Source organism: Tardiphaga robiniae, from assembly GCF_013359755.1.
Taxonomy (GTDB): domain Bacteria; phylum Pseudomonadota; class Alphaproteobacteria; order Rhizobiales; family Xanthobacteraceae; genus Tardiphaga; species Tardiphaga robiniae.
Genome location: NZ_JABMCJ010000077.1, coordinates 181,539 through 208,030 on the forward strand (window position 1 = coordinate 181,539; position 26,492 = coordinate 208,030).

Sequence of the window (26,492 nt, forward strand, 5' to 3'; positions counted from 1 at the left end):
CACTTAACGCATCTTAGATCGCTGGTGCGCAAGCCGTCCATGTTACCGCTCTGAACTGTCGTAGATGCCGCCATCCTTATCGATGACCATGAACTCTATGCGATCGGTCCAATGATAAGACGTGAAAAAGAGGTCGCGGTTGCGCTCGAAGAAACTCTGAAACTGGTTCGAATACTCGCTGTGAAGCGCGTTGAAGAACTCGTTGCCGAGTTCGCGGCGCTCCCGCTCGTTCCATTCGGTCAACAGCAGCGTCGGCCCCTGCCTGACGCTATGCCAGCGATGGTGGTCCTTGATACGGGTGAAATTGAACATGACGTCAGAGAGGCGTGTCGGTACTTCGAGGTAACCTCGTTTGGATATGCGCATCAGTTCGCGCATCGCCTTTCCGGGATTGTCGAGGTGCTCGATGACGTGCGAGCAAAATACGAAATCGTATTCCTTGTCCTTGAATGGCAGGTTCTCAATATCGACTTCGAAGAAGGTCCGGCCGTCGCGCACCATCGTCTCCACACGATGCGTGGTGTGATCGGGAAATTTGTCGGCAAGGTGGTTGGCGCGGCGAAACGGCCAGCCGCCCGAGCCGACATCCAGTACGAGGTCACCTTCACGGATGTCGAACTCCATCACCTCGTTCTGATAGGTCCAGGTGCTCATGACTGGCGCCGTGCGACGCTCCAGCACCGGTACAAGCTCCCAGCTATCGCGAGGCAACTGGTCGATCAGCAACTGCCGGGCAGCAAGCCGTAGCGCGTCGTTGCTCTCCGGAGATTGATCCGGGGTGGCAAGGCGCTGCCATGACGGCAGTAGTTGCTGCACGCGTGCAGCGCCATTGCCTTCAGTAGCGATCCGTTCGATCAGCGCGCTTGCCAGCCTGACCTCGACGTCGCCGCTTTCGGCGCCGCCAAGCAGGATGCGCGTAAAATCTGCGACCATTGCACGGCGACCGCGGATTTCTCCACTGTCCGCAACAGCACCATCCTGCAGCCAAGCCGCCGCTCTGATGCGAATCCGCCCTAGTTTCTCTGCGAGCCGTCCCATAACTAGACGCCCTCCCCTGGAACCTCGATTGTCGCCATCAATTCTCCGGTGACCGGCAGCGGTGCGACCTGCGGCGCCCATTCGGCGAGAAGGGCGGCAAATGTCTCGACGTTCCAAAACCAGTTATGTCCCAGGAACTGGTCGAGCGTTCCGTCCGGCACCACAATCGCGACAAGCCCTCCAGGCTTGCAGATGCGCACCAGTTCCGCCACCACGCTTTGCGGATACTCCAGGTGCTCCAGCACATCCGTGCACGAGACGACATCAAACGAGGCCGTCTGATAAGGCAGCGTGCGGTCAATAACGAACTGCTGGAACGCCCCGTCCGGATAAGTGCGCTGTGCGTTCTCGACAGCCTTGCCGGAAAAGTCTAGACCGGACACACGGACGCCCGGTCGACGCCGTCGAATCTCTCCCAGCAGATCCCCGACCCCGCAACCGATATCGACGATATTGGCGTCAGCAGCGATGCGATGTTCGATACGGTCAACGATTTCGACCTTCAGCTTCTCCCGCACACTGTCGGCTTCGATCCGATATTCATGCAGGTTGTCGGCCTCTCCCCACAGCAGATCATAACCTTCCGAACTGTTATCTTCGGTGATCCATCCAACGCCAAGCTCCGTCCGCCGTTCCTGGCCCGGTAGCAGCACTGCACGATATCGATTTTTGGGCACCAGCAAGAATCGGTCAGCAGGACCGAACACGTGAGTTCCTTTCGGCACGTAGTCGTATTCCCCTTTTGGGATGTGATCCCAGCCGTTTTCCGAATAGGGAATGCGAGGACGCTCCGGCTGCGGTCCGCTTATCAATCCCGACAATCTCTTTGCTAATCGACGGATCAATGCCACCGAAGCTGCTCCTTGTCACACATAGAGGCAAAGGCCACGGTCACCCTCGGCGTTTGTTGCTGCGCGTCCCCGCGCTGATTGGGTTGCAGTAAACATTGTTAGGCAACCGGTGCCCCAACGATACTCCCGGACGCCACGGCCTCCAGCGCAAAATCGCTGTTGATGAACATGATTGCATTGTTGTCCGAATACAGGAACTTGTCGGACGGATGCAGCACCACCATACGGGCTGCACCGAACCAATAGAAGAGATGAACGCCCACCGTCTTGCGGGATATTCCCATATTGAACGTGTAGGCCCCAGGCCGGAAGTTGGGATCCTTCATGACGACCCTGAGCGAATATCGTCCGGCCTCGACACGCTTCCATTCCAGCCCCTGCTCATAATTGTCGACTGTTACGATGAAACGGTAATGAACCGCATCGACCGTGAATCTGATCAGCAGGTCTTCTTGCGTCTCCTTCAGTTCTACGTCCGCAGTAATAAGGATCGGTTCGCCGAAACCGAATTCCTCCTTCGGCTGTTCCGTGCCGACATCGCGCAACACCACATTGGTGCATATGGCGTCGCCGGTGCCGCCCTTGTTGTGGCCATAGGAATTTGGAATGACTTCCTCGGCGCTCGTGCCGGCCTCATTGTCCGACTCGATTTTCCCGGCGTGCGTACCGGCCGCGATTTCGAACTGCGCGGCCGACGTTTTGGCATTTCGCGAATTCTGATCGTCATAGGCGCGGATGACGTCCTCGACAGGCCCCTCGACGAGCACCTTGCCCTTGTCCATGAAGAGGCCGCGGTCGCAAACGGACCAGATCGCGCCCGGGGAATGCGAGACCAGAATGATCGCTGCACCGTCGCGTTTCAGACGCAGAATATGGTCGTAGCACTTCTTCTGGAAATTCATGTCGCCGACGGCGAGCACCTCGTCCATCAGCAGCACATCGGGACGGCTGAGCGCAGCAATCGCGAAGCCAAGGCGTACATACATGCCACTCGAATAGTTCTTCACCGGCAAATCGATGAATTGGCCGAGCTCCGCAAAAGCAACGATCTCGTCCATCAAGCCATCGATTTCGCGGGTCGACAGGCCGAGCAACGCACCATTAACGTAAACGTTCTCCCGGCCGGTCAGCATCGGGGCAAAACCGGCCCCGGCGGCGATCAGCGCGCCGACCCGCCCCTTCATCTGGACCATGCCACGATCAGGCGCATATACACCGTTGAGAATTCTCAGCAGAGTCGTCTTGCCGCTGCCGTTCACACCCATGATCCCGAGCGCCTGCCCGCCGCGCACCTCGAAGCTGGCGTCGTTCACGGCCCAGAATTCGCCTTCGCGCAGCGTTTCGCTATTGGAGCGGCCGAGCAGCCGCGCGCCGATGTCGCGCAGGCCATAATTCATCGACTGACGAAGTGTCAGGCCAAACTTTTTCGACACCCCTTCGGCGCGGATAGCCCAATCTTTGCTTGTCACAGGCGCTCCGAAACCTTGTCCTTGATGATATAGAAGGCGTGGATGCCCACGCAGAACACCACCAGGGCAAATATCGTCGAGAGTGTGAAGCCAAGTGGATTTGGCACCCGACCGAGCACAAATAGCGAGCGCGGCGTGTCTACTAAATAGGTCAGCGGATTCCAGAGAACGATGAATTGCAGCACCGGGTGCTCGAACTTGGTCTCGTAGATGACCGGGGTGACATACATCACGAGGTTGATCACGGTCGTGGCCATCCCGGTGACGTCGCGCGCGACGGCGCCGACAACGGATAAAATCAGACCCATACCAACGCCCAACAAGATAATCGGGAGTATCGCGAACGGATAAAGAACTGCCCAAGCCGACGGCAGCATACGAACCGTCATCATGACGATCGCCAGCACGACGAAACCCACGAGCACCGAGTACGACAGCGGCGCCAGTCCAGTGACGGCTAGGCCGATTTTTGGGATGTTCGTACGCATGACAAGATCGGTGTTGCCGATCAGGCCATTTGCCACATTGCCCATGGCAGTCATGAAAATCGCCCACAACGTCGTGCCAATGAAAACAAAAACCGGATACGGGTAGCCGATGTCGCCCGGATTCAGAATGCCGGTCGACTGCATGAAGACAAAACTGGCAATGCCAATTAGGGGAACAAGCACGATCCAGAGATAGCCAAGCAGCTTCTGCCGGAATCCTACAACGAAATCGCGTCTAAACAGATGCCATACGACATGACGTGACCAGTACAGCTCGCCGAAAGCCATGCGCAAAGACGTTAGCGGACTGAGTGACGGACCCATCGCGGTATAAGTGCGCACTACTGTCCGCGACCGAAGGTCGCCTTGGAAATCGGTCGCCATCATATGTTCCCGTCTGTCGGCCGCACCGCCAGGAAGGAATAAAGACGCCCAGGCGTATTGTCGCGTGCATTGATTGCCGCAACGAGACGGCTGAACAAAAATCTGCCGAGCGGGTGGCGACGATCGAACAGCGCATTCGTCACGGGCCGGCCGATCTTGTCTGCGACGGGACGCGTGCAATAGAGGAAGTGTTGATCGATCGTCATCGGGAAATAGTTGATCGGGGAATCAAGCGGCGCCATCACGTTGTCGACCCGCAGCCCGGCGCTTCGCATGGCATCGAGATATTCAGAGAGAAGAAACGCGTTCTCGCCGCCATAGAATTTATGAAGCGCATGCTGTTGTAGAAACGTGTTTAAATCGGCGCGACGTGTCAGCACATGCTCGCGCGTGGCGACCATCACGCCGCCGGGCTTGAGCACGCGGAATATCTCACGACATGTTTGCTGGAGATCGCGGGCGTGATGCAGAACCTGTCGGCAATTGACGACGTCGAAAGTCGCATCGGCGAATGGCAACCTCTCCGAGTATTCTGCGACTACTTCGATGGGGTAACTGGTCGCCTGGGATAGCATCCTAATTGCGCCTGCACCCACCAGGTCGCTTGGATCCGGCTCAAGCGCGGTCACCTGCCAGCCATCCCGGGCTAAGGCATAGCTGCTGATGCCTCGCCCCGCCCCCATATCAAGCGCGCGCCCAGACGCCGGCGGCAGCAATGAAGCAATCGCCTTCCACTCTTCACTGTTCCAGAAGCGCTCGGCGGCTTCGGCGAGTGGGTCGTCGAAATAACAGGCGCGGACCAAAACCTGCTGTTCGGGCTGATCGCGGAGCCACTCGACAGCTTCTTCCCAGGTCATCTGACTCACCATTACCGAAGTGTCCCATGTCGACATCGCCGACGATCGTCGTCACACCGCCAGCACGACGGAGCATCCAAGCTTTGCCGCAGGCGACTTCTACCGAGCGCCCCAGTTAACTCAACGTCGCGCAGGCCACAATCGCGATGCGACCTCGAAACATATCAAGAACCCACGCGATGAGAACGACGTCCCGAGGGGGGGCCAACTTCTTACCGGAGTTCCTTGATCGGACGGGCTGGATTTCCCGCAACAAGGGTCCACGGCGCAACATCTTTCGTGACGACAGATCCCGCTGCGACAACTGCCCCCTCACCGATGGTGACGCCCTTTAACACAGTTGCGTTCATGCCGATCCAGGACTTTGACCCGATCGAGATCGAAGCCATCTCAACGACGCTCCAATCCTTTGAGCGGCTAGCATCGGCCAGTCCGCCCGACAAGAGGCCGGCGCGCCAATCCGCCACGTCCTGACTGCGGCGACGCCAATCCAGCGAATGAGAATCATGATCTACGATCGTGCACCCCCAAGACACCAGAACATCGTCGCCGATGCTGACGCCTATCGCACAGATAATCGTCGAGGAACCGAGATAGCTTCGCTCGCCAATGGAAACGTTGCCGACGTCCCTCTCGAGCACGATCCGGCAGCCGATCACCGATTGCTTGCCGAAGGAAACCCGCTCTTTGGCATTGCCGGAGCGGCAGTCGATGACCGCACCTTCCAGTAACGGAGCATCCGAGTCGGCCGAGATCATTGAAGCGGTCGCCACGCGAGCAATCGCATCGCGCCGGCGTAGAACGGCATCCCTGCCGCGAATGAGAAAGCGCCTGATCATTTCAGTGGGACAATCTGAGGTGTGATGTTACAGCGATAAACGACACCCGGCGGCACATCGTCAACGACCGTTGCGCCCGCAGCAATGATGCTTCCAGCGCCAATTCTCACGCCGCGCAGGATTGTCACGCCGAAGCTGATCCAGACGTCATCCTCGATAATCACCGGTGCCGAGTGGACGCCAGGCAACTCATCCGCGGATTTCGGATGACCGCGTGTGATCATCGTGTGGAAGTGCTCATGCCGCTCCACCGCATTAGCCGAATGCGCCGTCCCGTCATGGATGTTCACATTGTGCGATATCAGTACACGATTGCCGATTTCAATGGAATCCATCGACCAGATTTCCGACCTCACCCCAATGTAGCACCACTCTCCGATGCGGATTCTGCCGCCATGTGCATAGGTCAGCAGACGCCCGCGTACATAGCTGCTGCGTCCAATTTCGATGTTGGCTCGATCTTCCGTCAGGTTTTCAACACTGCCCTCGGGCAGCACTGTCGCTCCCGGATGAAGGATGAAATTCGTGACGAGCGACGAGGAAACGCGCTCGCGCTCGAAAGCGCGCGCGAGTCGAGAAACGACGCCACGCTTCACGCGATCAACTAAACGCATGCGCGAGCCTTGCTTTGAATCGTCCCAGCTGGGAACGCCACCCCGATCTTGTCTGCGGGTTTGCCGGTGCAACCGCAGCCGTACCGGCGACGAAAGCTTCGAGCTGCTCCAGATGCTCTTGCTCAAACGAAACCTTTTCCGGAAACCGCGGCGGCTGCTGCATGCGCCAGGCATCCGGATTGATACCTGCCTGCCCCGTGAAATCTGCATCGCCACAATGGACACCGGATCCATCGAACCCCCCGTTCCATACCAGTGTCTGCGCGGGATAAACCACCAGTCCTCGGCGGCGAGAAACTGCATACCACCACAAAATACCCCAGGAATCGTTGCGGCCGGCAAGACGATCGTCCAGCATGCCGTTATAGAAGCCTGGACCGGCAAGATCGAACAACTGCTTCCATTCAGCGTCGCGCCGAGCCTCATCCAGCGCATGCGGCTGCCAGGCGAAAGCCTCCCAAGCGCGTTTCCAGGTCGCCCAACCCCAAGTCGTCGTCACCGGCAGTAGAAATGCATCCGTCGACAGATTCTTCGGCGGGCTCAGCGTATAACCGCCAACCTGCATGACTGCCGCATCGTCCGCGTATCGATCGAGCGCGGAAATCATGAAGTCGAGAAAGTCCGAACCGAGAACGAGATCGTCCTCGATGACAATGGCGCGCCCATAGCGCTCGCAAAGCGCCGTTGCGCCGGCGTGTATCGAGCGGGCAAGACCCAGATTCACGTCGCGCTCAACCAGTTCGGCGTCGAGACGCGAAGCCCAGTCACGCAGCACAGCACGCGTGGCCTCAATCTGCGCTCGTGACGCCTCACTTGCCTCAGTCTTGGGCCCATCGGCGAATAGGAACAGATCGCATTCGTCGAAGCGTCGGCATGCCGCGAGTGACCGCAACGCACGATCTGCATGCTCCGGTCGGTTGTAGGCAAAAAATGCGATGGGAGTACGATTCATTGCTCGTTCGGTATGATTTATGAGCATGCTGCAGCGGTTCTACCGTGCTCCCACAACACACGCGAGGAAAAACACCCGCTGATACAGAAGTTTAGGGCACGCAACGTGCGATCGCTGCACCGCCTCCGATTTCATATCAACGCCACCAGCCGCATCCTCGAAACAAACGCCCCCATCGAGACACCTTGCATTCTAAGTATTCTCATCGCCAATAATGCGAGAAGTCGCTCCGATGCGCGACGCGGTGATAAACGGTCTGGTTTGGGCGCCATCAACTCGTTTCCGGCCTTTTACAGGGTCGTTACCATACTCGCAAGCTTCGCAAGGGCGACCGACCGTAATCATAACCGGTTAGACTCATTGTTGAATTTCGCTCCGACCGATTCCGCCGCAATCCCAGAACCTGCGCGTAAGTGGTGCAACGCAATCATGGAACTATTGGCGAGATCCCAGATTTGCAGGATCGCACGAGTACAGACATTATCACCACAATGGTTCTCGTGCGCCCATGCCGTGCGAGTCGGAGCCCTCTGAATGCCCTTCCCGCGCGCCTCGCAGGCCCTCTCACGGTTTACCGTTCTCGACCTCACCCGGATCCGTTCGGGCCCGACAGCGGTGCGGCAGTTCGCGGACTGGGGCGCCAATGTCATCAAGATCGACGCGCTGAGCGATGACGCGGGTTCCGAGCAGCCCGGCGGCCCGCGGCAGGGCTCGGATTTCCAGAACCTGCACCGCAACAAGCGGGCCATGACCTTGAACCTGAAGGACCCGCGCGGTCTCGCGGTGTTCAAGCGGCTGGTCGAGAAAGCCGATGTGGTGGTCGAGAATTTCAGGCCCGACGTGAAGGCGCGGCTCGGCATCGATTATGAGAGCCTGAAGGCGATCAATCCCGGCATCGTCTATGGCAGCATTTCCGGCTTCGGCCAGGACGGCCCCTATCACAAGCGACCGGGCTTCGATCAGATCGCCCAGGGCATGGGCGGCCTGATGTCGATCACAGGCGCCCCCGGCGAGGGCCCGATGCGGGTCGGCATTCCCGTTGCCGACCTCACCGCCGGGCTGTTCTGCGCGCTGGGCGTGCTCACAGCGCTGCTGGAGCGCGATGTCTCCGGCCAGGGCCAGTGGGTGCAGACCTCGCTGCTGCAGGCCCAGATCTTCATGCTGGATTTCCAGGCCGCGCGCTGGCTGATGGAACAAGACGTGCCCAAACAGGCCGGCAACAATCACCCGACCAGTATTCCCACCGGCGTGTTCAAGACCTCCGACGGTTACATCAATATCGCCACCACCGGCGGCAAGATCTGGGAGCGCTGCGCCCAGGCGATCGGTGCGCCTGAACTGATCACCCATCCCGATTACGCCACCGGCCCTGCCCGCTCGAAGAACCGCGACGCCCTCAACGACGCGATCAGCGCCTGCACCGAAAAGCGTACCACCGAGGAATGGGTCAACGACCTCAATGCCGCCGGCGTGCCCTGCGGGCCCATCTACTCCGTCGACCAGATGTTCGCAGATGCACAGGTCAAGCATCTGGGCCTCGCGCAAGACGTTCCCAACGATCAGAACCGCAAGATCACGCTGGTCGGTCAGCCCTTCACGCTGTCACGCACGCCGAGCCACATGGCCGCTCGGCCGCCAGAAGTCGGCGAGCAGACTGAGGAGCTACTCGCCGAGTTTGGCTTTGGTGCCGAAGAGATCGCCGAATTGCGGCGCGGCAAGGTGGTCTGAGGCGGTGAACCATCAAGTACTATGAAAATTAACGCCAGAGGCTGCATTAATCGGGAGCACATCTTCGTCCAGGCGCAGTCGATCGGAGATCGTGCTGCCCCTCGAACCCGCAGGAAGGCTCCATGACCGCACCGCCCCGCGTGGCTATCCTGATCCCCTGCTTCAATGAAGAGGTCGCAGTCGCAACAGTCGTGAACGATTTCCGCAGGGCGCTGCCGGCCGCCACGATTTATGTCTACGACAACAACTCGACAGATCACACGCGCGAAGTAGCCTCGCAGGCGGGTGCGATTGTTCGCAGCGAGCCGCGTCAAGGCAAGGGTCATGTCGTCCGCCGCATGTTCGGTGACGTCGATGCCGATGTCTATGTTCTCGTCGATGGCGATGCGACCTACGACGCGACATCTGCACCAGCCATGATCGAAGCGCTGTTAAACGATCGCCTCGACATGGTGGTGGGCCGCCGCATCGAACAGCAGGTTGCCGCCTATCGCCTTGGTCACCGTGCCGGTAACTCACTGCTCACCGGCTTTCTGTCAATGACGTTCGGTCAGAACTTCAAGGATGTGCTGTCAGGCTATCGCGTATTCTCGAGACGCTTTGTCAAATCCTTCCCGGTGCTGTCCGATGGTTTCGAGATCGAGACCGAACTGAGCGTTCATGCGCTGCAGCTCGCACTGCCGGTCGCTGAAATCGAGACGCCATATTTCGCGCGACCACAGGGCTCCATCAGCAAGCTCAACACGTGGAAGGATGGCTTCCGGATCCTCGGCACCATCATGAAGCTCTATCGTTCGGAAAAGCCGCTGCGCTTCTTCGGCACGATTGGCCTGTTTTTCGGCATCGTCTCCATCGGCCTCGCGATTCCCGTCACCGTCACCTATCTGGAAACAGGGTTGGTGCCTCGGCTGCCCACCGCCGTGCTCTCGACCGGCCTGATGATCGTCGGCGTGCTCTCATTTTCGTCGGGCCTCGTGCTCGACACTGTCACCCGCGGACGCCGCGAGATAAAGCTGCTGGCATATCTGGCGCATCCGTCACTGCCGGATTAGGTCTCCATCAAGCCACGCGCGAGCACGATTTACGTCGTCACCGGCGTCGGCCGCCAGATGCGTGCAACGGCCGTAAAGGCACGATCGATCAGTGGCCAGAACAGCAGCGTGATCGCCAGCGTGGTGATGGTGCCGACCAGGCCATTGGACCAGAACACACCGACACTACCGCCGGAGCCGATCATGGCGAGGCGGAACGCATCCTCGGCGCGGCTGCCGAGCACCAGCGCCAGCGTGAATGGCGCGAGCGGAATGCCGATCTTCTTGAAGACATAGCCGACGACGCCGAAGCCGAGCATCAGCCAGATGTCGAACATGGCATTCTGGATCGCATAAGCGCCGATGGCACAGGACACCACGATCATTGGCGCCACGGCCGCAAATGGCACGCGCAGGATCGAGGCGAAGACCGGAACGGTCGTCAACACGATGACGAGACCGACCACATTACCGAGATACATCGAGGCAATCAGCCCCCACACAAAGTCCTTGTGCTCGACGAACAACAGCGGTCCGGGATTGAGCCCCCACACCATCAGGCCGCCGAGCAGGATCGCCGCGGTGCCGGAACCGGGAATGCCGAGCGCCAGCATCGGCAGCAGCGCTGCGGTGCCCGACGCATGCGCAGCGGTTTCCGGTGCGAACACGCCTTCGATGCGGCCCTTACCGAAACTCTCGGGATCCTTGGAGAAGCGCTTGGCGAGGTTGTAGCCCATGAAGGACGCCGCAATGGCGCCGCCCGGCGTGATGCCGAGCCAGCAGCCGATCACCGACGAGCGCAGCAGCGTCACCCAGTATTTCGGCAGATCCATCCAGACCTTGAGCACCGTGCGCAGGCTGATCTTGGCGGCATGGCCGCGCAGCGCGAGGCGTTCTTCCATGGTGAGCAGGATTTCGCTGATGCCGAACAGGCCGATCACGGCGACGAGGAAGTTGATGCCGCGCAGGAGATTGTCCGATCCGAAGGTCATGCGCAGATTGCCCGACACCGTGTCCATGCCGATGCCGGCGATCAGCAGCCCCAGCGCCATCGAGATGACGGTCTTGTGCTTGGCCTCGCGGCCGAGACCGACGAAGGAGCAGAAGGTCAGAAGATAGACCGCAAAGAATTCCGGCGGGCCGAATTTCAGCGCGAAGGATGAGATCATCGGCGCCAGGAATGTGATCAGCATCACCGCCACCAGCGACCCGATGAAGGACGAGGTAAACGCCGCCGTCAGCGCCTCCGCAGCCTTGCCTTGCTGCGCCATCGGATAGCCGTCGAAGGTGGTGGCCACCGACCACGCCTCGCCGGGGATGTTGAACAGGATCGAGGTGATGGCGCCGCCGAACAGCGCGCCCCAATAGATGCAGGACAGCATCACGATGGCCGAGGTCGGATCCATGGTGAAGGTCAGCGGCAACAGAATGGCGACGCCATTGGGGCCGCCGAGGCCCGGCAGCACGCCGACAAAGATCCCGAGCACGAGACCCACGACCATCAGCGAGATGATCTTCCAGGTCATCAGCACGGCAAAGCCGTGCATCAACAATCCAAAGGCTTCCATAGTTAAAGTCCTAGCGACCGAGAGCCGATTCGATCGGCCCCTTCGGCATGATGACGTCGAACGCGACATCGAAGGTGACGAACATGATCGCAGTGAACACGAAGGCGGTCAGCAGCGACTTCCACAGCGCGATCTTGCCGACCATGCGCATGAAGCCGGCGATCAGCACGAAACTCGCGACATAGATGCCGAGGAACTGCGTGGCTAGGCAGAACAATGCGGTGGGCACGAAGACCAACGCCACGCGCCGCAATTGTGCGCGGGTGACGAAAGTGTCGGAACTGCCGCTGCGGGCGAAGAACGTCGTGATCAGCCCGTAAAGGCTGGCGCCGCCCAGAATGACCGAGAGATAGAACGGGAAATAGCCCGGCTGAGGCCCGGTGGAGTCCCAGGCTATGCCGGTGCGCCAGTTGTCAAAGCCAAGCACGATGGCGAGTGCCAGCAGAACCAGCGAGGCGATGATCTCGACGGTGCGCGTGCTGACGACGGAGGGCGAGTCGTCCTCCGGAGCGGTCGGATCTTCGACGATGATTTCGAGGTCGGTGTTGGACATGGGGTCTCGCAGATGGGAACTGGCGGAATGATATGGTGCTAACCTCTCCCCGCTCCCGTGCACAGCGGAGCTGTGCTAGGCGGGGAGAGGTCGAAGCCTGAGCGAAGCGACGGCTTCAGGTGAGGGGCGAGGCACGAACGCAAAGCAAATCGCCGAGCCTGCGGATCGAAGAGCCCCTCACCCCACCCCTCTCCCCGCAAGGGCGGGGCGAGGGAGAAGAGACGTCGCTTCGCAGTTACTTACTTCGCCACGAATCCCGCTTCGGTCATCAGCGACTTATTGAGCGCATCGTCCTCTTCGAGGAACTTGAGCATCTCCGGCCCCTTCAGGAAGATCGGCTTCAGCGCCTGCTTCTCCATGTAGTCCTTGTATTCGGCCGTCTTGGTCACCTTCTCGAACAGGTCGACATAGAAGGCCTGCTGCTCGGGCGTCACCTTGCCGGGCAGGAACATGGCGCGCAGCATCAGATACTGCACGTCGAGGCCCTCTTCCTTGCAGGTCGGGATGTCGTTCCACGACTGCGTCTCGGTCACCTTGGTCTTGTAGGCGATACGTTCTTTGTCGAAGACACAGAGCGCCCGCACCTGACCGGCGCGCCAGACTTCGAGATTTTCGCTGGGGTTATTGACGTTGGCTTCGGTGTGGTTGCCGACCAGCTGCGTCGCCGCCTCGCCGCCCGACTTGTAGGGCAGATAGGAAAACTTGGCGCCAGTCTGCTTTTCCATGAACACCGTCAGCACATGGTCTTCACGCTTGGATCCGGTGCCGCCCATCTTGAACGGCGACGATGCAGCCTTGGCCGCCGCGATGAATTCCTTCACCGTCTTGGCGCCGCCCGCATTGTCCCACAGCACGAACTGGTCCATGGCGACGACGGAGACCGGCGTCAGGTCGCGCCAGTTGAACGGGATCTTGGCCGAGAGCGGCAGCATGTAGATCAGCGAATAGGCGATCAGCACCTTGTTGGCGTCGCCCTCGCTGGACTTCATGTAGATCAGCGCTTCCGCACCGGATGCGCCACCCTTGAGCGACACCACCACCGGCGCCTTCATCAAATTGTTCTTCTGGATGGCAGCCTGCATCATGCGCGCCATCTGGTCGGAGGCGCCGCCGGCGCCCGCTGCAACGACGATTTCGACGGGCTTCGTGGGCTCCCAGGCCGTAGCCGGCGACGTGGCCAATGAGAGGATGGGCGCGCTGGCGAACACGGCTGCAAGCGCAGCTGTGGCCCTGATCGACTTGGACATTGGTTTCTTCCCTGTAGACGCGGACGTTGGCTGCCCGCCACTTTTCGTTGGTTCTATTGTGCGGGGTATTGACCGTGACTTCAAGCATGTCCCGCGCATGCGAAGGCCGACTTTGGTCAGGGGCCGGCTGTTTAGCTGCCGGGCGGCGGAATGAGGCGATCGCCCGAGACCGCCGCCCGCCCGTTATTTCCCCTGCCAGTTCGGCTTGCGCTTGTTCAGGAAGGCATCCATGCCCTCGCGGAAATCCTCGCTCATATAGGCCTTGAGCACGAGATCCTTGCCCTCCTCGCGGGTCAGGGTCGGGCGCAGCCGGCGCACGGCTTCCTTGGTCACTTCGAGGGTGATCGGGGCATGGCTCGCGACCAGTTGGGCGAGTTCCAACGCGCGGCGCTGCAGCGTCTCGACATCGGGCACGATCTCGTTGATCAGACCCAGCGCCAGCGCCTCGTCAGCCTCGATGAGGCGGGCGGTGAAGATCATGTCCTTGGTGCGGGCCGGTCCGACCAGCGCCATCACGCGGCTGATATTGGACATCGACAGGCAGTTGCCGAGGGTGCGGGCAATGGGGAAGCCCATGCGCGTGGCAGCCGTACCGATGCGCAGGTCGCAGCAGGCGGCAATGCCGGCGCCGCCCCCGGTGCAGGCACCGGCGATCGCGGCGATGGTCGGCACCCGGCAGGTCTCCAGCGCGGTGAGCACGCGGTCGATCCGCGCTTCGTAATCGAGGGCGTCCTGCGCCGTCTTGAATTCGCGGAATTGCGAGATGTCGGTACCCGAAGCGAAGGCTTTGTCGCCGGCGCCGGTCAGGATGATCGCCTTGATCGAGCGGTCCTCATTGGCGGCCTGGCAGATCTCTGCCATCCGCTCATACATCGAGAACAGCATGGCATTGCGCGCCTGCGGGCGGTTGAACGTGATCTTCGCGATCCCGTTCTCGACGGAATACAGCAGGTCTTCATTGGCAGGCGTTGGCACGTTCATGTGATTCGTCCTCTGGTGCAGCATTCCGCCGCAACATGTTGAAAAGGCTGGAGCGATTATGCTCCAGCCTCCAGTAGATTGTTAGGCCTCAAAGGCGAGAATTCGCGCGCTTAAGCCACCGCCGCCTTGGTCATCGGCACCACGCTTTTGCCGGTCAGCACATCCATCGCTGCCATCACGCCGCCGGCGCGGTGCGGGACCTTGGCGAGTTCGAGACCCATCTCGACGCCGGCCAGTGTGCCCATCAGCATCAGGTCGTTGAAGTGGCCGATATGGCCGATGCGGAAGATCTTGCCCTTCCACTTGTTGAGGCCGGTGCCGAGCGACATGTCGAAGTTTTCGAGCACCACCTTGCGGAACACGTCGGCGTCATGCCCTTCCGGCATCAGCACTGCGGTCAGTGCGGGCGAGTGATCATGCGACTCGATCGAGACCGTCTCGAGACCCCAGGCCTTGACGGCGGCGCGAGCGGCCGCACCGTGGCGCTTGTGGCGCGCGAACACGTTGTCGAGCCCCTCCTCCTCCAGCATCGCCACGCCTTCCTTCAGCGCATAGAGCAGATTGGTCGCAGGCGTGTAGGGCCAGGAGCCAAGCTTGTTGGCGGCAATGATCTCTTCCCAGTCCCAGTAGGAGCGGAAGGAGTTGTTGGTCTTGGAGGCTGCGAGCGCCTTCTCGGAGACGGCGTTGAAGCCGAGGCCCGGCGGCAGCATCAGGCCCTTCTGCGAACCGGCGACGGAGACGTCGATGCCCCAGGCGTCATGTTCATATTCGAGCGAGCCGAGGCCGGACACCGTATCGACCATCAGCAGCGCCGGATGCTTCACGCGGTCCATGATCTTGCGGACGTCCTGCGGATGGGTGACGCAACCGGTCGAGGTCTCGTTATGGACGATCATCACGGCCTTGATGGCGTGCGACTTGTCGGCGGCAAGACGCTTCTCGATCTCGGCGAGATCGGCGCCGTGGCGCCAGTCGCCCGGCACGAAATTGATATCGAGCTTGAATTTCTCGGCGAGACCGCGCCACAGGGTCGCGAATTGGCCAGTCTCGGCCATCAGCACCTTGTCGCCCGGCGACAGCGTGTTCACGATGGCGGCTTCCCAGGCGCCGGTGCCCGAGGACGGATAAATCATGACCGGCTGCTTGGTCCGGAATACACGCTGCATCGCAGCAATGACGTGGAGGCCGAGCTCGGCGAATTCGGGACCGCGATGGTCCAGCGTGGGCATATCCATCGCCCGCAGCACCCGGTCGGGCACGTTGGTCGGGCCAGGAATCTGCAGGAAATGCCTTCCGGTGTGCACGGTCATGTCTCGTCCTTCCCAGGGAGTCCATTTTTATTGAAACGCCCGGATAGCACCTTTCAAACGGCTTGTCCCGCGTCTGGTATACCAGAGCGCCGAAGAAAAACGTGGGGCAGCCATGAGGATTTCTTATCCCTCCCGTAGCTCCTTATTGCCACTGCCGGAGCGCGGCACCTCCGGGTTGCCAAGCCGGAATCCGGATGCAAGACAGGACGATAGAGGGACAAGGCGGGAATCCATGGCGAAGGCGGCAATCATTCGGAGCACGGCTGCAGACAGCGCGCTGGCTGCCAAGCTGTCACGAGAAGTCTCCGGCGATGTGTTCTTCGACCTGTTCAATCGCGGCCGTTATGCCACCGATGCCTCGTTCTACCAGATCGTACCGTTCGGTGTGGTCGTTCCGCGCACCATCGACGAGGCGCTGCGCGCGCTGGCGATCTGCCGCGACGATGGCCGCATCGTTACGCCGCGCGGCGGCGGTACCTCGCAATGCGGACAGACCGTCAATGACGGCATGGTCATCGACCTCTCCAAACATCTCAACAAGCTCATCTCGCTCGACGTCGAGAACCGCACCTGCATCGTCGAGCCCGGCATTGTGCTGGACGATCTCAACCGGCAGCTCAAGAAACACGGGCTGTGGTTTCCAGTCGATGTCTCCACCGCGTCACGCGCCACCATCGGCGGCATGGCCGGCAACAATTCATGCGGCGGTCGCTCGCTGCGCTACGGCACCATGCGCGACAACACGATCGCGATGGATGCCGCACTGGCCGATGGCAGCCTGCTGCATTTCGGCGAAGTAAATTCCGGGGACGATGCGCCTGCCCTGTTTCGCGACATGCTGGCGCTCGGTGAGCGTGAAGCGACCGAGATCGCTGAGCGCTTCCCGCAGGTGCAGCGCCGTGTCGGCGGCTACAATCTCGATGCGCTGACACCGCGCAACACCGCCAACAACCTGGCGCATCTCCTCGTGGGCTCCGAAGGCACCCTCGCCTTCACCACACAGGTCGAACTCAAGCTGTGGCCGCTCATCGGCAGCAAGGCGCTCGGTGTCTGTCACTTCGGCAGCTTCTATGAAGCGATGGATGCGACCCAGCATCTGGTCAAGCTCAAGCCCATCGCCGTCGAACTGGTCGACCGCACCATGATCGCACTCGGCCGCGACATCGCGATGTTCCAGCCGATCATCAAGAGCGCGGTGCGCGGAGATCCGGATGCACTCCTGATCGTCGAATTCGCGGAAGAGGATCAGGCCGCCAATGCCGCCAAGCTGAAAGAGCTAGGCACATTGATGGGCGATCTCGGCTTTGGCTGGAACAACCCGACGCGCAAATGGGGCGGCGTCGTCGATGTCACCGAGCCTGCTCTGCAATCGGGCATCGCCGAATTTCGTGCCGCCGGCCTCAATGTCATGATGTCGATGAAACAGGACGGCAAGCCGGTCTCCTTCATCGAGGACTGCGCGGTGCCGCTGCCGCATCTCGCTGATTACACCGACCGCCTGTCCGCGATCTTCAGGAAGCACGATACGACCGGAACCATGTATGCACACGCCTCGGAAGGCTGCCTGCATGTCCGCCCGGTGCTGAACCTGAAGCTCGACAAGGACGTCAAGGCAATGCGCGCCATCGCCGAAGAAGCCTTCGCGATGGTCAGGGAATACAAGGGCTCGCACTCCGGCGAGCACGGCGACGGACTCGTGCGCTCGGAATTCCACGCCGAAATGTTCGGCGAGCGGATCATCGGCGACTTTGCCGAAGTGAAGCATCGCTTCGATCCGCAGAACGTCCTCAATCCCGGCAAGATCGTCGATCCGCCCAAGATGGATGATCGTTCGCTGTTTCGTTACACGCCGGATTATCGCGTCGGCGAGCTCAAGACTGCTCTCGACTGGTCCGCCTGGCCCGGCGCCGGCGGCGGTTTCCAGGGCGCCATCGAAATGTGCAACAACAACGGCACATGCCGGAAGTTAGAGGGCGGCGTGATGTGCCCGTCCTATCGCGCGACGCGCAACGAGAAAGACGTCACCCGCGGCCGTGCCAACACACTGCGGCTGGCAATCTCCGGCCAGCTTGGCCCGGATGCGCTGACGTCGGATGCCATGGCCGACACGATGAAACTTTGCGTGTCGTGCAAGGCCTGCCGCCATGAATGCCCAACCGGCGTCGATATGGCCAAGATGAAGATCGAGGTTCTGTCCGCACGCGTCGCGAAACATGGTCTCACCCTGCGCGATCGCCTTGTCGGGTATCTGCCGCGCTATGCCGCTTTGGCCGCGCGTGCCGCGCCGCTTGCGAATTTGCGCAACAAGAGCCCGCTGCTGCGCAACCTGCTGGAACGCTATGCAGGGATCAGCGCCAAGCGCAGCCTGCCGGAATGGCGCAGCGACGTGTTTCACAGCGACGCCGAAGCCGTCGGTCCCATCGATGGCCGCGAGGTCGTGCTGTTCGCCGACACCTTCAACCGCGCCTATGAGCGCGAGAATCTCGACGATGCATTGCGCGTGCTCACCGCCGGCGGCTACCGCGTGCATCTGCCGAAGCCAGTGGATCGCAGCAGTCGTGCCCTGTGCTGCGGCCGTACCTTCCTTTCGGCAGGCCTCATCGATCAGGCCCACGCCGAACTCGACCGTCTCGTCACCACCTTTGCGCCCTTCGCGGCACGCGGCGTCCCCATCGTCGGCCTTGAGCCGAGCTGCCTGCTGACGCTACGCGATGAATTGCTGTCGCTACGTTCCGACGATACGGCCAGGAGCGTTAGCGCGCACGCCATGCTGTTCGAGGAATTCCTGGTCCGCGAGGCCGAGGCCGGCCGGCTGCAACTGCCGCTGAAGCCCATCGCGCCGAAGGCGATGGTTCACGGCCACTGCCATCAAAAGTCATTCGGTGCGTTCAAGCCGGTCGAACAGGCCTTGCGCCTGATCCCGGATCTGAAGGTCGAGACCATCGAATCCAGTTGCTGCGGCATGGCGGGCGCGTTTGGCTATGGTGCCGACACCTATGACGTCTCGATCCAGATGGCCGAAGCGTCGTTGCTACCCGCCGTGCGCAAGGCCGACGCCGATACGCTAATCATCGCCGACGGCACATCCTGCCGGCACCAGATCGCTGACGGCGCCTCCCGTCACGCGTTGCATGTCGCGCGCGTGCTGGCCATGAGCCTCGACGGCGCCGCAACAAACGTCCATTCTTCCACGCTCAACTAGGAAACAACCGATATGGCCGACCTCACCCTCGATACAGCCCGCAAGATCATCGATGGCGCTCTCGCCAAGGTGATCGAGATGAAGCTCAAGCCCATGGTCATTACGGTGCTCGACGCTCGCGGCTGCGTGAAGGCCACCATCGCGCAGGATGGCACCAGCCTGATGCGCGGCGAAGTCGCCCACGGAAAAGCCTATGGCGCATTGGCCATGGGGCTCGGCTCGCGGGCTTTGTTCAAGCGTGCTGAGGAACAGCCGTTCTTCATCGATGCCGTGAATACCATGGCACGCGGTGCGCTGATCCCGGTGCCGGGCGGCGTTCTCATTCATGACACATCGGGCAGCCTGCTCGGCGCCATCGGCATCTCTGGCGATACATCCGACAATGACGAGATCGCAGCCGTCGCGGGCATCGAGACGGCCGGCCTCAAGGCCTCGACCGGCTAGATCGACGTTGACTCAGCCACCGCATCCCCCGATCGACGACAGCGCGCTACGCCCGCTGATCGACCGTATCGGCGATGCGCATGTGAAGGCCCGGCTGGAGATCGAGACCCATCGCGATCACCAGCTGTTCGGCCAGGGCCGCCTGTTCTTCAATCTGGAGAACTGGCTCACCGCACCACCGATCATCCGCACCGCGTTGCAACTCACCGGCCTCTATGGCCGCGCCCGCCGCGAGGCTAACCGCGTGTTGGTCCGCGAGAATATCGTCGCCTCACCGCGCCTGCCCGCCGCGTTCGACGGCTTCACGATCCTGCATATCAGCGATCTCCACGTCGATCTCAGCGAGGATGCGCTGCACCACCTGATCTCCTTCGTCGGCGATCTCGATTACGACATCTGTGTGCTGACCGGCGACTATCGCGGCAAGACCTATGGGCCGTATCAGCGCGCTACCGAAGGTGTCGGTGAACTTCGCACGAGGCTGCACGATCCCGTCTATGGCGTTCTCGGCAATCACGACAGCATCCGCATGACGCCGGCGCTGGAAGCCATGGGCATCCGCATGATGTTCAACGAATGCGAGACGATCGCTCGCGGCGACGAGAGGATCTATCTCGCCGGTGTCGACGATCCGCATTTCTACCTTGCTGACGACATCCCGAAGGTCGCGTCGCAAATTCCGAAGGACGCCTTCTCGATCCTGCTATCGCACACGCCGGAGACCTATGCCGAGGCGGCCGAGCACGATTTCGATCTGATGTTGAGCGGCCACACCCATGGCGGCCAGCTCTGCCTGCCCGGCGGCTACGCCATCAAGCTGGAGGCCGTGTTGCCGCGCCATATGGGGAACGGCGCGTGGCGCCATGAAGGCATGGCCGGCTATACATCCGTCGGCGTCGGCACCAGCCTGCTCCCGGTGCGACTGAATTGCCCTCCGGAAGTGACGCTGCACCGGCTGAAACGCACCGGCTAGTTCTTGGATACGATTTACTAACCAAAGCGGCTGTCAGCCGCCACCTGTCACCACGAGCTGCCGTTTATTAAGCTGACAGGGCTAGTGTCGATGGTTGCCCGACAGCTTCCAGGCAGGACCATTCCGACATGACGGTGATGATTACAGGCGGTGCCGGCTTTATAGGCTCGCATATCTGCGTGGAGCTCATGCACGCCGGTCGTCAGGTCGTGATCTATGACAATTTCGGCAACAGCCATCCGGAAGTCATCAATCGGATTCGGCGGATCACCGGCACGGCGCCGGATGTCGTCAAAGGCGATGTGCGCGATGTCAACACGTTGATATCGACCCTGTCGGCGTATGGCTGCAGCGCTGTCATTCACGTTGCCGGACTAAAGTCGGTTGCGGATTCCGTCAGCAAGTCGGCTGAGTATTACGATTGCAACGTGGTCGGAACCCTGAGGCTGGCGCAGGCCATGCAGCAGACCGGCGTGCGCAATATCGTCTTCTCATCGTCGGCGACCGTCTATGGCGAGCCGGACGTGCTGCCCTTGCGGGAGGACCACAAGCTCGCACCAGTCAGCCCCTATGGCCGCACTAAAATGCAGGCCGAGGAATTGCTCATCGACATTGCCCATTCCCTAAGCCCGCTGAACGTCGCGATTCTGCGCTATTTTAATCCGGTCGGCAGCCACGAAAGCGGGCTGATCGGAGAAGATCCCAATGGCGTTCCGAATAATTTGATGCCCTATATTTCACGCGTCGCTATTGGGCGACTGCCCGCGCTCAATGTTTATGGCAACGATTATCCGACACCGGACGGCACTGGCATACGTGACTACGGCCATGTGGTCGATCTGGCCGCCGCCCATATTGCAGCCCTCGACTGTGTCGACAAGCAGCGGATCCTTAAGGTCAATCTGGGAACCGGCCAAGGCACCAGCGTTCTGGAGTTGGTTGACGCCTATACGCGTGCGAGCGGAAAGATGATCCCTGTCACTTTTGCGCCGAGACGCCTTGGCGATATCGCCAGCTACTATGCAAGCGCAGAGCTTGCAGCAGATGTTCTCGGATGGCACGCAAAGCGCGGCATTGCAGAGATGTGTCGTGACGCCTGGAACTGGCAGCGGAAAAATCCCAACGGCTATCTCGACCAGTGAACATGATTACGCGAAATTCGAAGGCCATGTCTGCGCGAACGCAGGCGGATCCCAATCGATCTGCAGGAATCATCATTTTCGCAGTGCTGGCGGCAGCCTCGCTTCTTCCCACATTGCTGACTCCGATTCCGGCGATGGTGGATTACCCCAATCACCTCGCCCGCATGTATCTTCTGGCCCAGAATGGGGATCCAGGAGCCAATCCATATTATGAAGTCCGCTGGGCGCTGTATTCCAATCTTGGGATGGATTTGCTTGTCCCACGGCTCGCGCAGTGGGTCGGCGTCGAGAGCGCGACCCGGCTGTTTCTGCTCTGCAGCCAAATATTGATTATTGGTGGCGCACTGGCCCTCGAACGGGTCGTGAAGGGCCGAGTTCAGATTGGCGGCTTCGTCGCGCTCTTGTTCGTCTACTGCCTGCCCTTCAGCTGGGGTTTTCTGAATTTCGAATTCGGTCTTGGCGTCTCGCTTTGGGGGATCGCGTTCTATCTGATGGTCATCGAGCGTTCGTTCCTGACGCGGCTCGTCGTCAATACCTTTTTCGTCTCGGCGCTCTTCGCGGTTCATTTCTTTTCGCTCGGCATCTATGGCGCAGCGATCGGTCTTTATGAGCTATGGCGCGCCCATCAACGGAGGGCGCCGTATCACGTCACCGCATTGCGACTGGTGCTTCTCGGCCTGCCGGTCGCTCTGCTGCTTCTGGTTATGCGCGCCACCGCCGGTTCTGTTGGCAGCGAGGGGACGGAGTGGCTGTTGCAGTACAAACCGCTCTGGCTGTTTCGCATCATGAACGGCTATGATTTGACGGTGTCCGCCGCCAGCGTTCTGGCCCTGCTGGGGTTGTCGTATCTGGCGTTCAAGCGCAACGTCTTGAAGATCGAACCGGTCGGCATTTGGCTCGCCGCCGGTTTTGCGCTTCTTTACCTCGTCATTCCATCGAAGCTTCTCGGCACGTCATTTGCCGATCTCCGGATTATCCCTGCCGCAGTGATCATCGTTGCAGCGTTCTGCTCGCTATCGCTACCGAACCGGAAATGGCTGGCTGCCGTATTGCTGGTCGTCAGCGGCGTCATCATCGCCAATCTCGCAACCGTATTTGCGGTCTGGCTCTCTTATCGCGCAGACTATGCGGCGCTGATCGCTTCGTTTCAAAAGCTTGACCGCGGTTCGCGGGTACTCGTGGGAACGAGCGGCGATGGCGACGACCCGCCATTCAAAGACCTTACGCAGTATCCAATGGCCTATGCCCCGACGCTGGCCGTGCATTACGCGAATGCTTTCGTCCCCAACGTGTTCACCGAGATTGGCAAGCAGCCCATTCGCCCCCGTGTCGACATGCAGCGGCTCGCCATTCCATATGGCGGCCCTGTGCCGATGCGGCTGCTCAGCGCGATTGCGGCCGGCGGTACGACAGCAGCCGTGCCATCGTTCATCCAGACCTGGCACCGCGATTTCGACTATCTCTATGTGCTTGGCCCCGCTGCGGCGAACCCGCTGCCCGACAGACTGCAAGAGGTGGACAGGTCAGCACGATTTGTCCTGTACAAGATTGACAGGCGGCCATAGCCACGCGGTCTGGTTCGCACCTGGGCCTGCCTCATGGAACCGCGCAAAGGCGGTCAAGGCGCCTGATTTCAAGGCGCTTTGCAAGGCCGCCTTAACCATCAGGGCTTAGGATCCCGCCATTCAGCAGGGCGGAACTCCAAAATGGCGATTGATGGCGGGCGGATCATCTACAGCATCGTCGTGCCGGTCTATAACGAGGAGGCCGTGCTGCCTGTGTTGGTCCGCCGGCTGGGACTGCTGCTCGACCGCCTCGACGCGCCCGCGGAAGCCATCTTCGTGGACGACGGCAGCAGCGACACCAGCCCCATCGTGCTGCAGGCACTCGCCAGGAGTGATCCACGCTTCCGTTACATCGGCCTGTCGCGCAATTTCGGCCACCAGGTGGCCATCACCGCCGGCATGGACGCCGCGCAAGGCGACGCGATCGTCGTCATGGACGCGGATTTGCAGGACCCGCCTGAAGTCGTCGAACAACTGATCGCCAAGTGGCGCGAAGGCAATGACGTGGTCTATGCGCGGCGCCTGTCCCGCGCGGGTGAAAGCGCGTTCAAGCGCGCCACCGCCCATGTGTTCTATCGGGTGCTTGGCCGTATGACCTCGGTTCGTATCCCGGCAGACGTCGGCGATTTCCGACTGATCGACCGCAAGGTGCTGGACGCGTTGCGCCAGATGCCGGAGCGCGATCGCTTCGTGCGCGGCATGATCGCCTGGCTCGGTTTCCGCCAGGCCGAAGTGAGTTTCCATCGCCTTGAGCGCGCCGCCGGCGAAACCAAATATCCGCTGTTCAAGATGGCCCGGCTCGCCATGTCGGCCGCTCTCGGCTTTTCCGATGCGCCGCTGCGGCTGGCGATCTGGTGCGGTCTCGCGGTGTCGGGCATGGCCCTGCTGTACGGCGCCTGGGTGTTGCTGCTCTGGATGACGAACGACCCGCATCTGGTTGCCGGCTGGTCGTCGATCATCGTCATCGTGTCGCTGCTCTGCGGGTTGAACATGCTGATGACCGGCATCGTCGGCCTCTATGTCGGGCGCATCCACGCAGAAGCGAAACATCGTCCACTTTATGTCGTACAGAACCGCGTCGGTTTCGACCGCGATCAAGCCGAAACATCTTACCGCACCTCGCGCAGCGCCTGACGGAGCGGATGTCATGAGCCAGCTGTTCGACAGCTACCGCAGCAACTACCGCGACGTCGTTCAATCCTCGATCGACTTTTCCGGCCTGCCACATAGCTTCTTCATGCGTGCAAAGGCCGATCTGCTGCGCGAATTGATCGCAGAGCGACTTCGATCAAAAAAGCCTGACATGCTCGATGTCGGGTGCGGCGTTGGCAGCTTCCATCCACTGCTGCGCGGCATGGTCGGTCAACTCAGCGGCATAGACGTATCCTCCGCCAGTATTGCGCAGGCACAGGTCGACAACCCCGATGTCGCCTACCAAGCGTTCGATGGCCGCATTTTTCCTTTCACCGATGCCAGCTTCGATCTCGTCACCACGATCTGCGTCATGCATCACGTCCCGCCCGCCGAATGGGCGGGCTTCATGCGTGAGATGCGGCGCGTTGTGCGGCCAGGAGGGCTGGTCTGTGTCATCGAACACAACCCGTTCAATCCGCTGACCCGTCTTGCTGTCGCGCGCTGTGAGTTCGATCGCGACGCGATATTGCTTGGCGCGGGCAAGACGCAAAAGATCATGGCAGGCGCCGGCCTCCGCGACATCGCTTCGCGTCATTTCCTGCTACTGCCCTGGGAAGCGAAAGCCGCGCGGCGTGTCGAAAACGCCTTCAGTGGCCTGCCGCTTGGCGCACAATACGCCACTTTCGCCACGGCCTAATTACTTCGCCGTTGCATTCTGCCGCTTGTGGACCACCGCGACGTCATCGCCATAGACGCGCTTCCAGCCTGGCAGCCGATCGAGCAACGCCACCGCCGGAGTTTCCGGCTCCAGCAGCGTGGCATCTATTTTGTAATCGTCGAGCAGTTTCAGAAAATCATTCAGGTCCGCCAGCGATAGGCTGCTGTTGTAGCGATGAAGAAATCTGCCGCCATAGAGTTCGCCGCGACCATCGATGAAAGTGGGAATTCCCGCGAAGATCAGATAGCCGCCAAACGAATAATCGTTGAGCACGCGGTTCGCCGCGGTCAGACCGGCGCTGGCCACCGCTGCCTGTGGCGTATTTCGCGCGGCGGGGCGAACGTCGCGCGCCGAAGCGATTACGGTCGCCAGGATCATGACACCGAGGGCACCGACCTGCAGCGCCCGACCTGAGCCGGCCTCATTGGATGCGGCCCAGCTGCGAAACTGCTGCGCGATCGGCGCGGCAAGATAGAGTGGCGCCAGCATGGCAAGCAGATCCGCGTTGCGCACCTGCGCCAGAGCAAAATGCAACAGGCCGATTAAGACCAGAGCCCGCACCACGGGAAGCGTCACGCCCCGCGACAGCGCAAAGATTCCCGCCAGCAGCAGGATCTCAAAGACCCCGATGCGGCCGAAATTCTGTGGCCGCCATTCGCCGATCCAGTTGAGCGCATCGCCAAGACCCAGCGTCGTCAGCGGCATCAACAGCGTGCCGGGCCCGTAAGGGGTCAGGCAGGATGCGGCAACAGCGAGAGCCGTGAAAGCGAGCCAATGGAGCACTTCGCGAGGCCGCTCGCGGAGCTTGTTTCGTATGAGGACTTCGAGGATTGCGGGTCCGATCAACCCCAGTGCCAGGATGACGCTGCCGTGGAGATTGGCCCAAAGGACCAGCAGCGGTAACGCCCAGTAAGGCGGTCGTGCACGCGTATCCATGGCACGAACGAGCGCGGTCGCCCAGGTCATCATGACCGGAAGTGCCAATACATGCGGCCGCGCCAGCAGATGGGGCGCGAGAAGAACGACCACGGCTGTAACGATGATCAATACCGGCTTCGGCGCAAGTTCGCGCAGCAGGAACCGGGTCAGAATCCCGACGGAAAGCGCGATGGCCGCGGCAGCGAGCGCCACGACGCCTTGCCAGCCGGCAAACGTATAGACCGCCCCGTAAATGACCTCGGAGAGCCATTCGAAGGCAAGCCAATGACCGCCATGCATGGAAAAGGAGAACGAGTCGGTCGACGGAATGACGCCATTCGCCGGGATCCAGCGGCCGATCGCGATATGAGAATAGCTGTCCGGATCGTTCAGCAGCCGCGGCCCGAGCGCCAGCAGCAGGCCATAGACGCACGCGCTCACCAGCAAAGGCATCGTTGCCCGCACCGGGAACTGTTTGGCTGGGCT

At 60.8% G+C, this 26,492-nt stretch carries 23 protein-coding genes; 9 read left to right on the top strand and 14 right to left on the bottom strand.

Annotated features, from left to right (window positions below; translation table 11 throughout):
• Window positions 1-42 precede the first annotated feature (42 nt).
• The 8 genes from HP556_RS09350 to HP556_RS09385 form a co-directional block, all read right to left on the bottom strand.
• Window positions 43-933 (bottom strand): class I SAM-dependent methyltransferase, encoded by an 891-nt coding sequence (locus HP556_RS09350; protein ID WP_175366750.1) that lies wholly within the window; start codon window positions 931-933, stop codon window positions 43-45.
• 107 nt (window positions 934-1,040) lie between these two features.
• On the bottom strand, window positions 1,041-1,889 hold the full coding sequence (locus HP556_RS09355; protein WP_175366751.1) for a methyltransferase domain-containing protein: 849 nt from the start codon (window positions 1,887-1,889) through the stop codon (window positions 1,041-1,043).
• A gap of 98 nt (window positions 1,890-1,987) precedes the next feature.
• Window positions 1,988-3,358 (bottom strand): ATP-binding cassette domain-containing protein, encoded by a 1,371-nt coding sequence (locus HP556_RS09360; protein WP_175366752.1) that lies wholly within the window; start codon window positions 3,356-3,358, stop codon window positions 1,988-1,990.
• The gene (locus tag HP556_RS09365) at window positions 3,355-4,230 is read right to left on the bottom strand and encodes an ABC transporter permease (RefSeq protein ID WP_175366753.1); all 876 of its coding nucleotides are present in this window, start codon (window positions 4,228-4,230) and stop codon (window positions 3,355-3,357) included. Before HP556_RS09365 ends, HP556_RS09360 begins: the two co-directional genes overlap by 4 nt.
• Window positions 4,230-5,087: a class I SAM-dependent methyltransferase gene (locus HP556_RS09370; protein ID WP_175366754.1), complete on the bottom strand. Its 858-nt coding sequence runs from the start codon at window positions 5,085-5,087 to the stop codon at window positions 4,230-4,232. Before HP556_RS09370 ends, HP556_RS09365 begins: the two co-directional genes overlap by 1 nt.
• Window positions 5,088-5,299: 212 nt before the next feature.
• Window positions 5,300-5,845 carry an acyltransferase gene (locus HP556_RS09375; protein WP_175366755.1) on the bottom strand — a complete coding sequence of 182 codons (546 nt, stop codon included), beginning with the start codon at window positions 5,843-5,845 and terminating at the stop codon, window positions 5,300-5,302.
• A gap of 77 nt (window positions 5,846-5,922) precedes the next feature.
• Complete coding sequence (locus tag HP556_RS09380) at window positions 5,923-6,540, bottom strand: acyltransferase (protein WP_175366756.1); 618 nt, start codon at window positions 6,538-6,540, stop codon at window positions 5,923-5,925.
• Complete coding sequence (locus HP556_RS09385) at window positions 6,527-7,519, bottom strand: glycosyltransferase family 2 protein (RefSeq protein WP_175366757.1); 993 nt, start codon at window positions 7,517-7,519, stop codon at window positions 6,527-6,529. Before HP556_RS09385 ends, HP556_RS09380 begins: the two co-directional genes overlap by 14 nt.
• 507 nt (window positions 7,520-8,026) lie before the next feature.
• Between HP556_RS09385 and HP556_RS09390 the strand changes: the two genes are divergently transcribed.
• Both HP556_RS09390 and HP556_RS09395 read left to right on the top strand, forming a co-directional pair.
• Window positions 8,027-9,220, top strand: a complete 1,194-nt coding sequence (locus HP556_RS09390; RefSeq protein WP_175366758.1) for a CaiB/BaiF CoA transferase family protein — start codon at window positions 8,027-8,029, stop codon at window positions 9,218-9,220.
• Between the two features lie 122 nt (window positions 9,221-9,342).
• A complete protein-coding gene (locus HP556_RS09395; RefSeq protein WP_175366759.1) occupies window positions 9,343-10,272 on the top strand; it encodes a glycosyltransferase family 2 protein in 930 nt (309 codons plus the stop codon).
• Between the two features lie 29 nt (window positions 10,273-10,301).
• Here the strand turns inward: HP556_RS09395 and HP556_RS09400 are convergent, their stop codons facing one another.
• The 5 genes from HP556_RS09400 to HP556_RS09420 all read right to left on the bottom strand — a co-directional run bounded on the left by HP556_RS09400 (window position 10,302) and on the right by HP556_RS09420 (window position 15,910).
• Window positions 10,302-11,819, bottom strand: a complete 1,518-nt coding sequence (locus HP556_RS09400; RefSeq protein WP_089267956.1) for a tripartite tricarboxylate transporter permease — start codon at window positions 11,817-11,819, stop codon at window positions 10,302-10,304.
• 10 nt (window positions 11,820-11,829) lie between these two features.
• Window positions 11,830-12,372: a tripartite tricarboxylate transporter TctB family protein gene (locus HP556_RS09405; protein WP_175366760.1), complete on the bottom strand. Its 543-nt coding sequence runs from the start codon at window positions 12,370-12,372 to the stop codon at window positions 11,830-11,832.
• A 239-nt stretch (window positions 12,373-12,611) separates the two neighbouring features.
• Window positions 12,612-13,619 (bottom strand): Bug family tripartite tricarboxylate transporter substrate binding protein, encoded by a 1,008-nt coding sequence (locus tag HP556_RS09410; protein ID WP_175366761.1) that lies wholly within the window; start codon window positions 13,617-13,619, stop codon window positions 12,612-12,614.
• A gap of 183 nt (window positions 13,620-13,802) precedes the next feature.
• Window positions 13,803-14,600, bottom strand: a complete 798-nt coding sequence (locus tag HP556_RS09415; RefSeq protein WP_175366762.1) for an enoyl-CoA hydratase/isomerase family protein — start codon at window positions 14,598-14,600, stop codon at window positions 13,803-13,805.
• Between the two features lie 110 nt (window positions 14,601-14,710).
• Complete coding sequence (locus HP556_RS09420; protein ID WP_175366763.1) at window positions 14,711-15,910, bottom strand: pyridoxal-phosphate-dependent aminotransferase family protein; 1,200 nt, start codon at window positions 15,908-15,910, stop codon at window positions 14,711-14,713.
• Window positions 15,911-16,142: 232 nt separating this feature from the next.
• On the opposite strand from HP556_RS09420, the gene HP556_RS09425 reads away from it, so the two are divergent.
• From HP556_RS09425 to HP556_RS09455, 7 genes are all read left to right on the top strand, one after another.
• Window positions 16,143-19,112 (top strand): FAD-binding and (Fe-S)-binding domain-containing protein, encoded by a 2,970-nt coding sequence (locus HP556_RS09425; protein ID WP_175366764.1) that lies wholly within the window; start codon window positions 16,143-16,145, stop codon window positions 19,110-19,112.
• A gap of 12 nt (window positions 19,113-19,124) precedes the next feature.
• Window positions 19,125-19,556, top strand: coding sequence for a GlcG/HbpS family heme-binding protein (locus HP556_RS09430; RefSeq protein WP_175366765.1), 432 nt, complete (start codon window positions 19,125-19,127; stop codon window positions 19,554-19,556).
• Window positions 19,557-19,563: 7 nt separating this feature from the next.
• Window positions 19,564-20,529 carry a metallophosphoesterase gene (locus HP556_RS09435; RefSeq protein WP_246297551.1) on the top strand — a complete coding sequence of 322 codons (966 nt, stop codon included), beginning with the start codon at window positions 19,564-19,566 and terminating at the stop codon, window positions 20,527-20,529.
• A gap of 128 nt (window positions 20,530-20,657) precedes the next feature.
• The gene (galE, locus tag HP556_RS09440; protein ID WP_175366766.1) at window positions 20,658-21,671 is read left to right on the top strand and encodes a UDP-glucose 4-epimerase GalE; all 1,014 of its coding nucleotides are present in this window, start codon (window positions 20,658-20,660) and stop codon (window positions 21,669-21,671) included.
• A 26-nt stretch (window positions 21,672-21,697) separates the two neighbouring features.
• Complete coding sequence (locus tag HP556_RS09445; protein ID WP_175366767.1) at window positions 21,698-23,236, top strand: hypothetical protein; 1,539 nt, start codon at window positions 21,698-21,700, stop codon at window positions 23,234-23,236.
• A 141-nt stretch (window positions 23,237-23,377) separates the two neighbouring features.
• A complete protein-coding gene (locus HP556_RS09450) occupies window positions 23,378-24,370 on the top strand; it encodes a glycosyltransferase family 2 protein (RefSeq protein ID WP_175366768.1) in 993 nt (330 codons plus the stop codon).
• A 13-nt stretch (window positions 24,371-24,383) separates the two neighbouring features.
• On the top strand, window positions 24,384-25,067 hold the full coding sequence (locus HP556_RS09455) for a class I SAM-dependent methyltransferase (RefSeq protein WP_175366769.1): 684 nt from the start codon (window positions 24,384-24,386) through the stop codon (window positions 25,065-25,067).
• Here the strand turns inward: HP556_RS09455 and HP556_RS09460 are convergent, their stop codons facing one another.
• Window positions 25,068-26,459: a hypothetical protein gene (locus HP556_RS09460; protein WP_210269132.1), complete on the bottom strand. Its 1,392-nt coding sequence runs from the start codon at window positions 26,457-26,459 to the stop codon at window positions 25,068-25,070.
• Window positions 26,460-26,492: the final 33 nt, after the last annotated feature.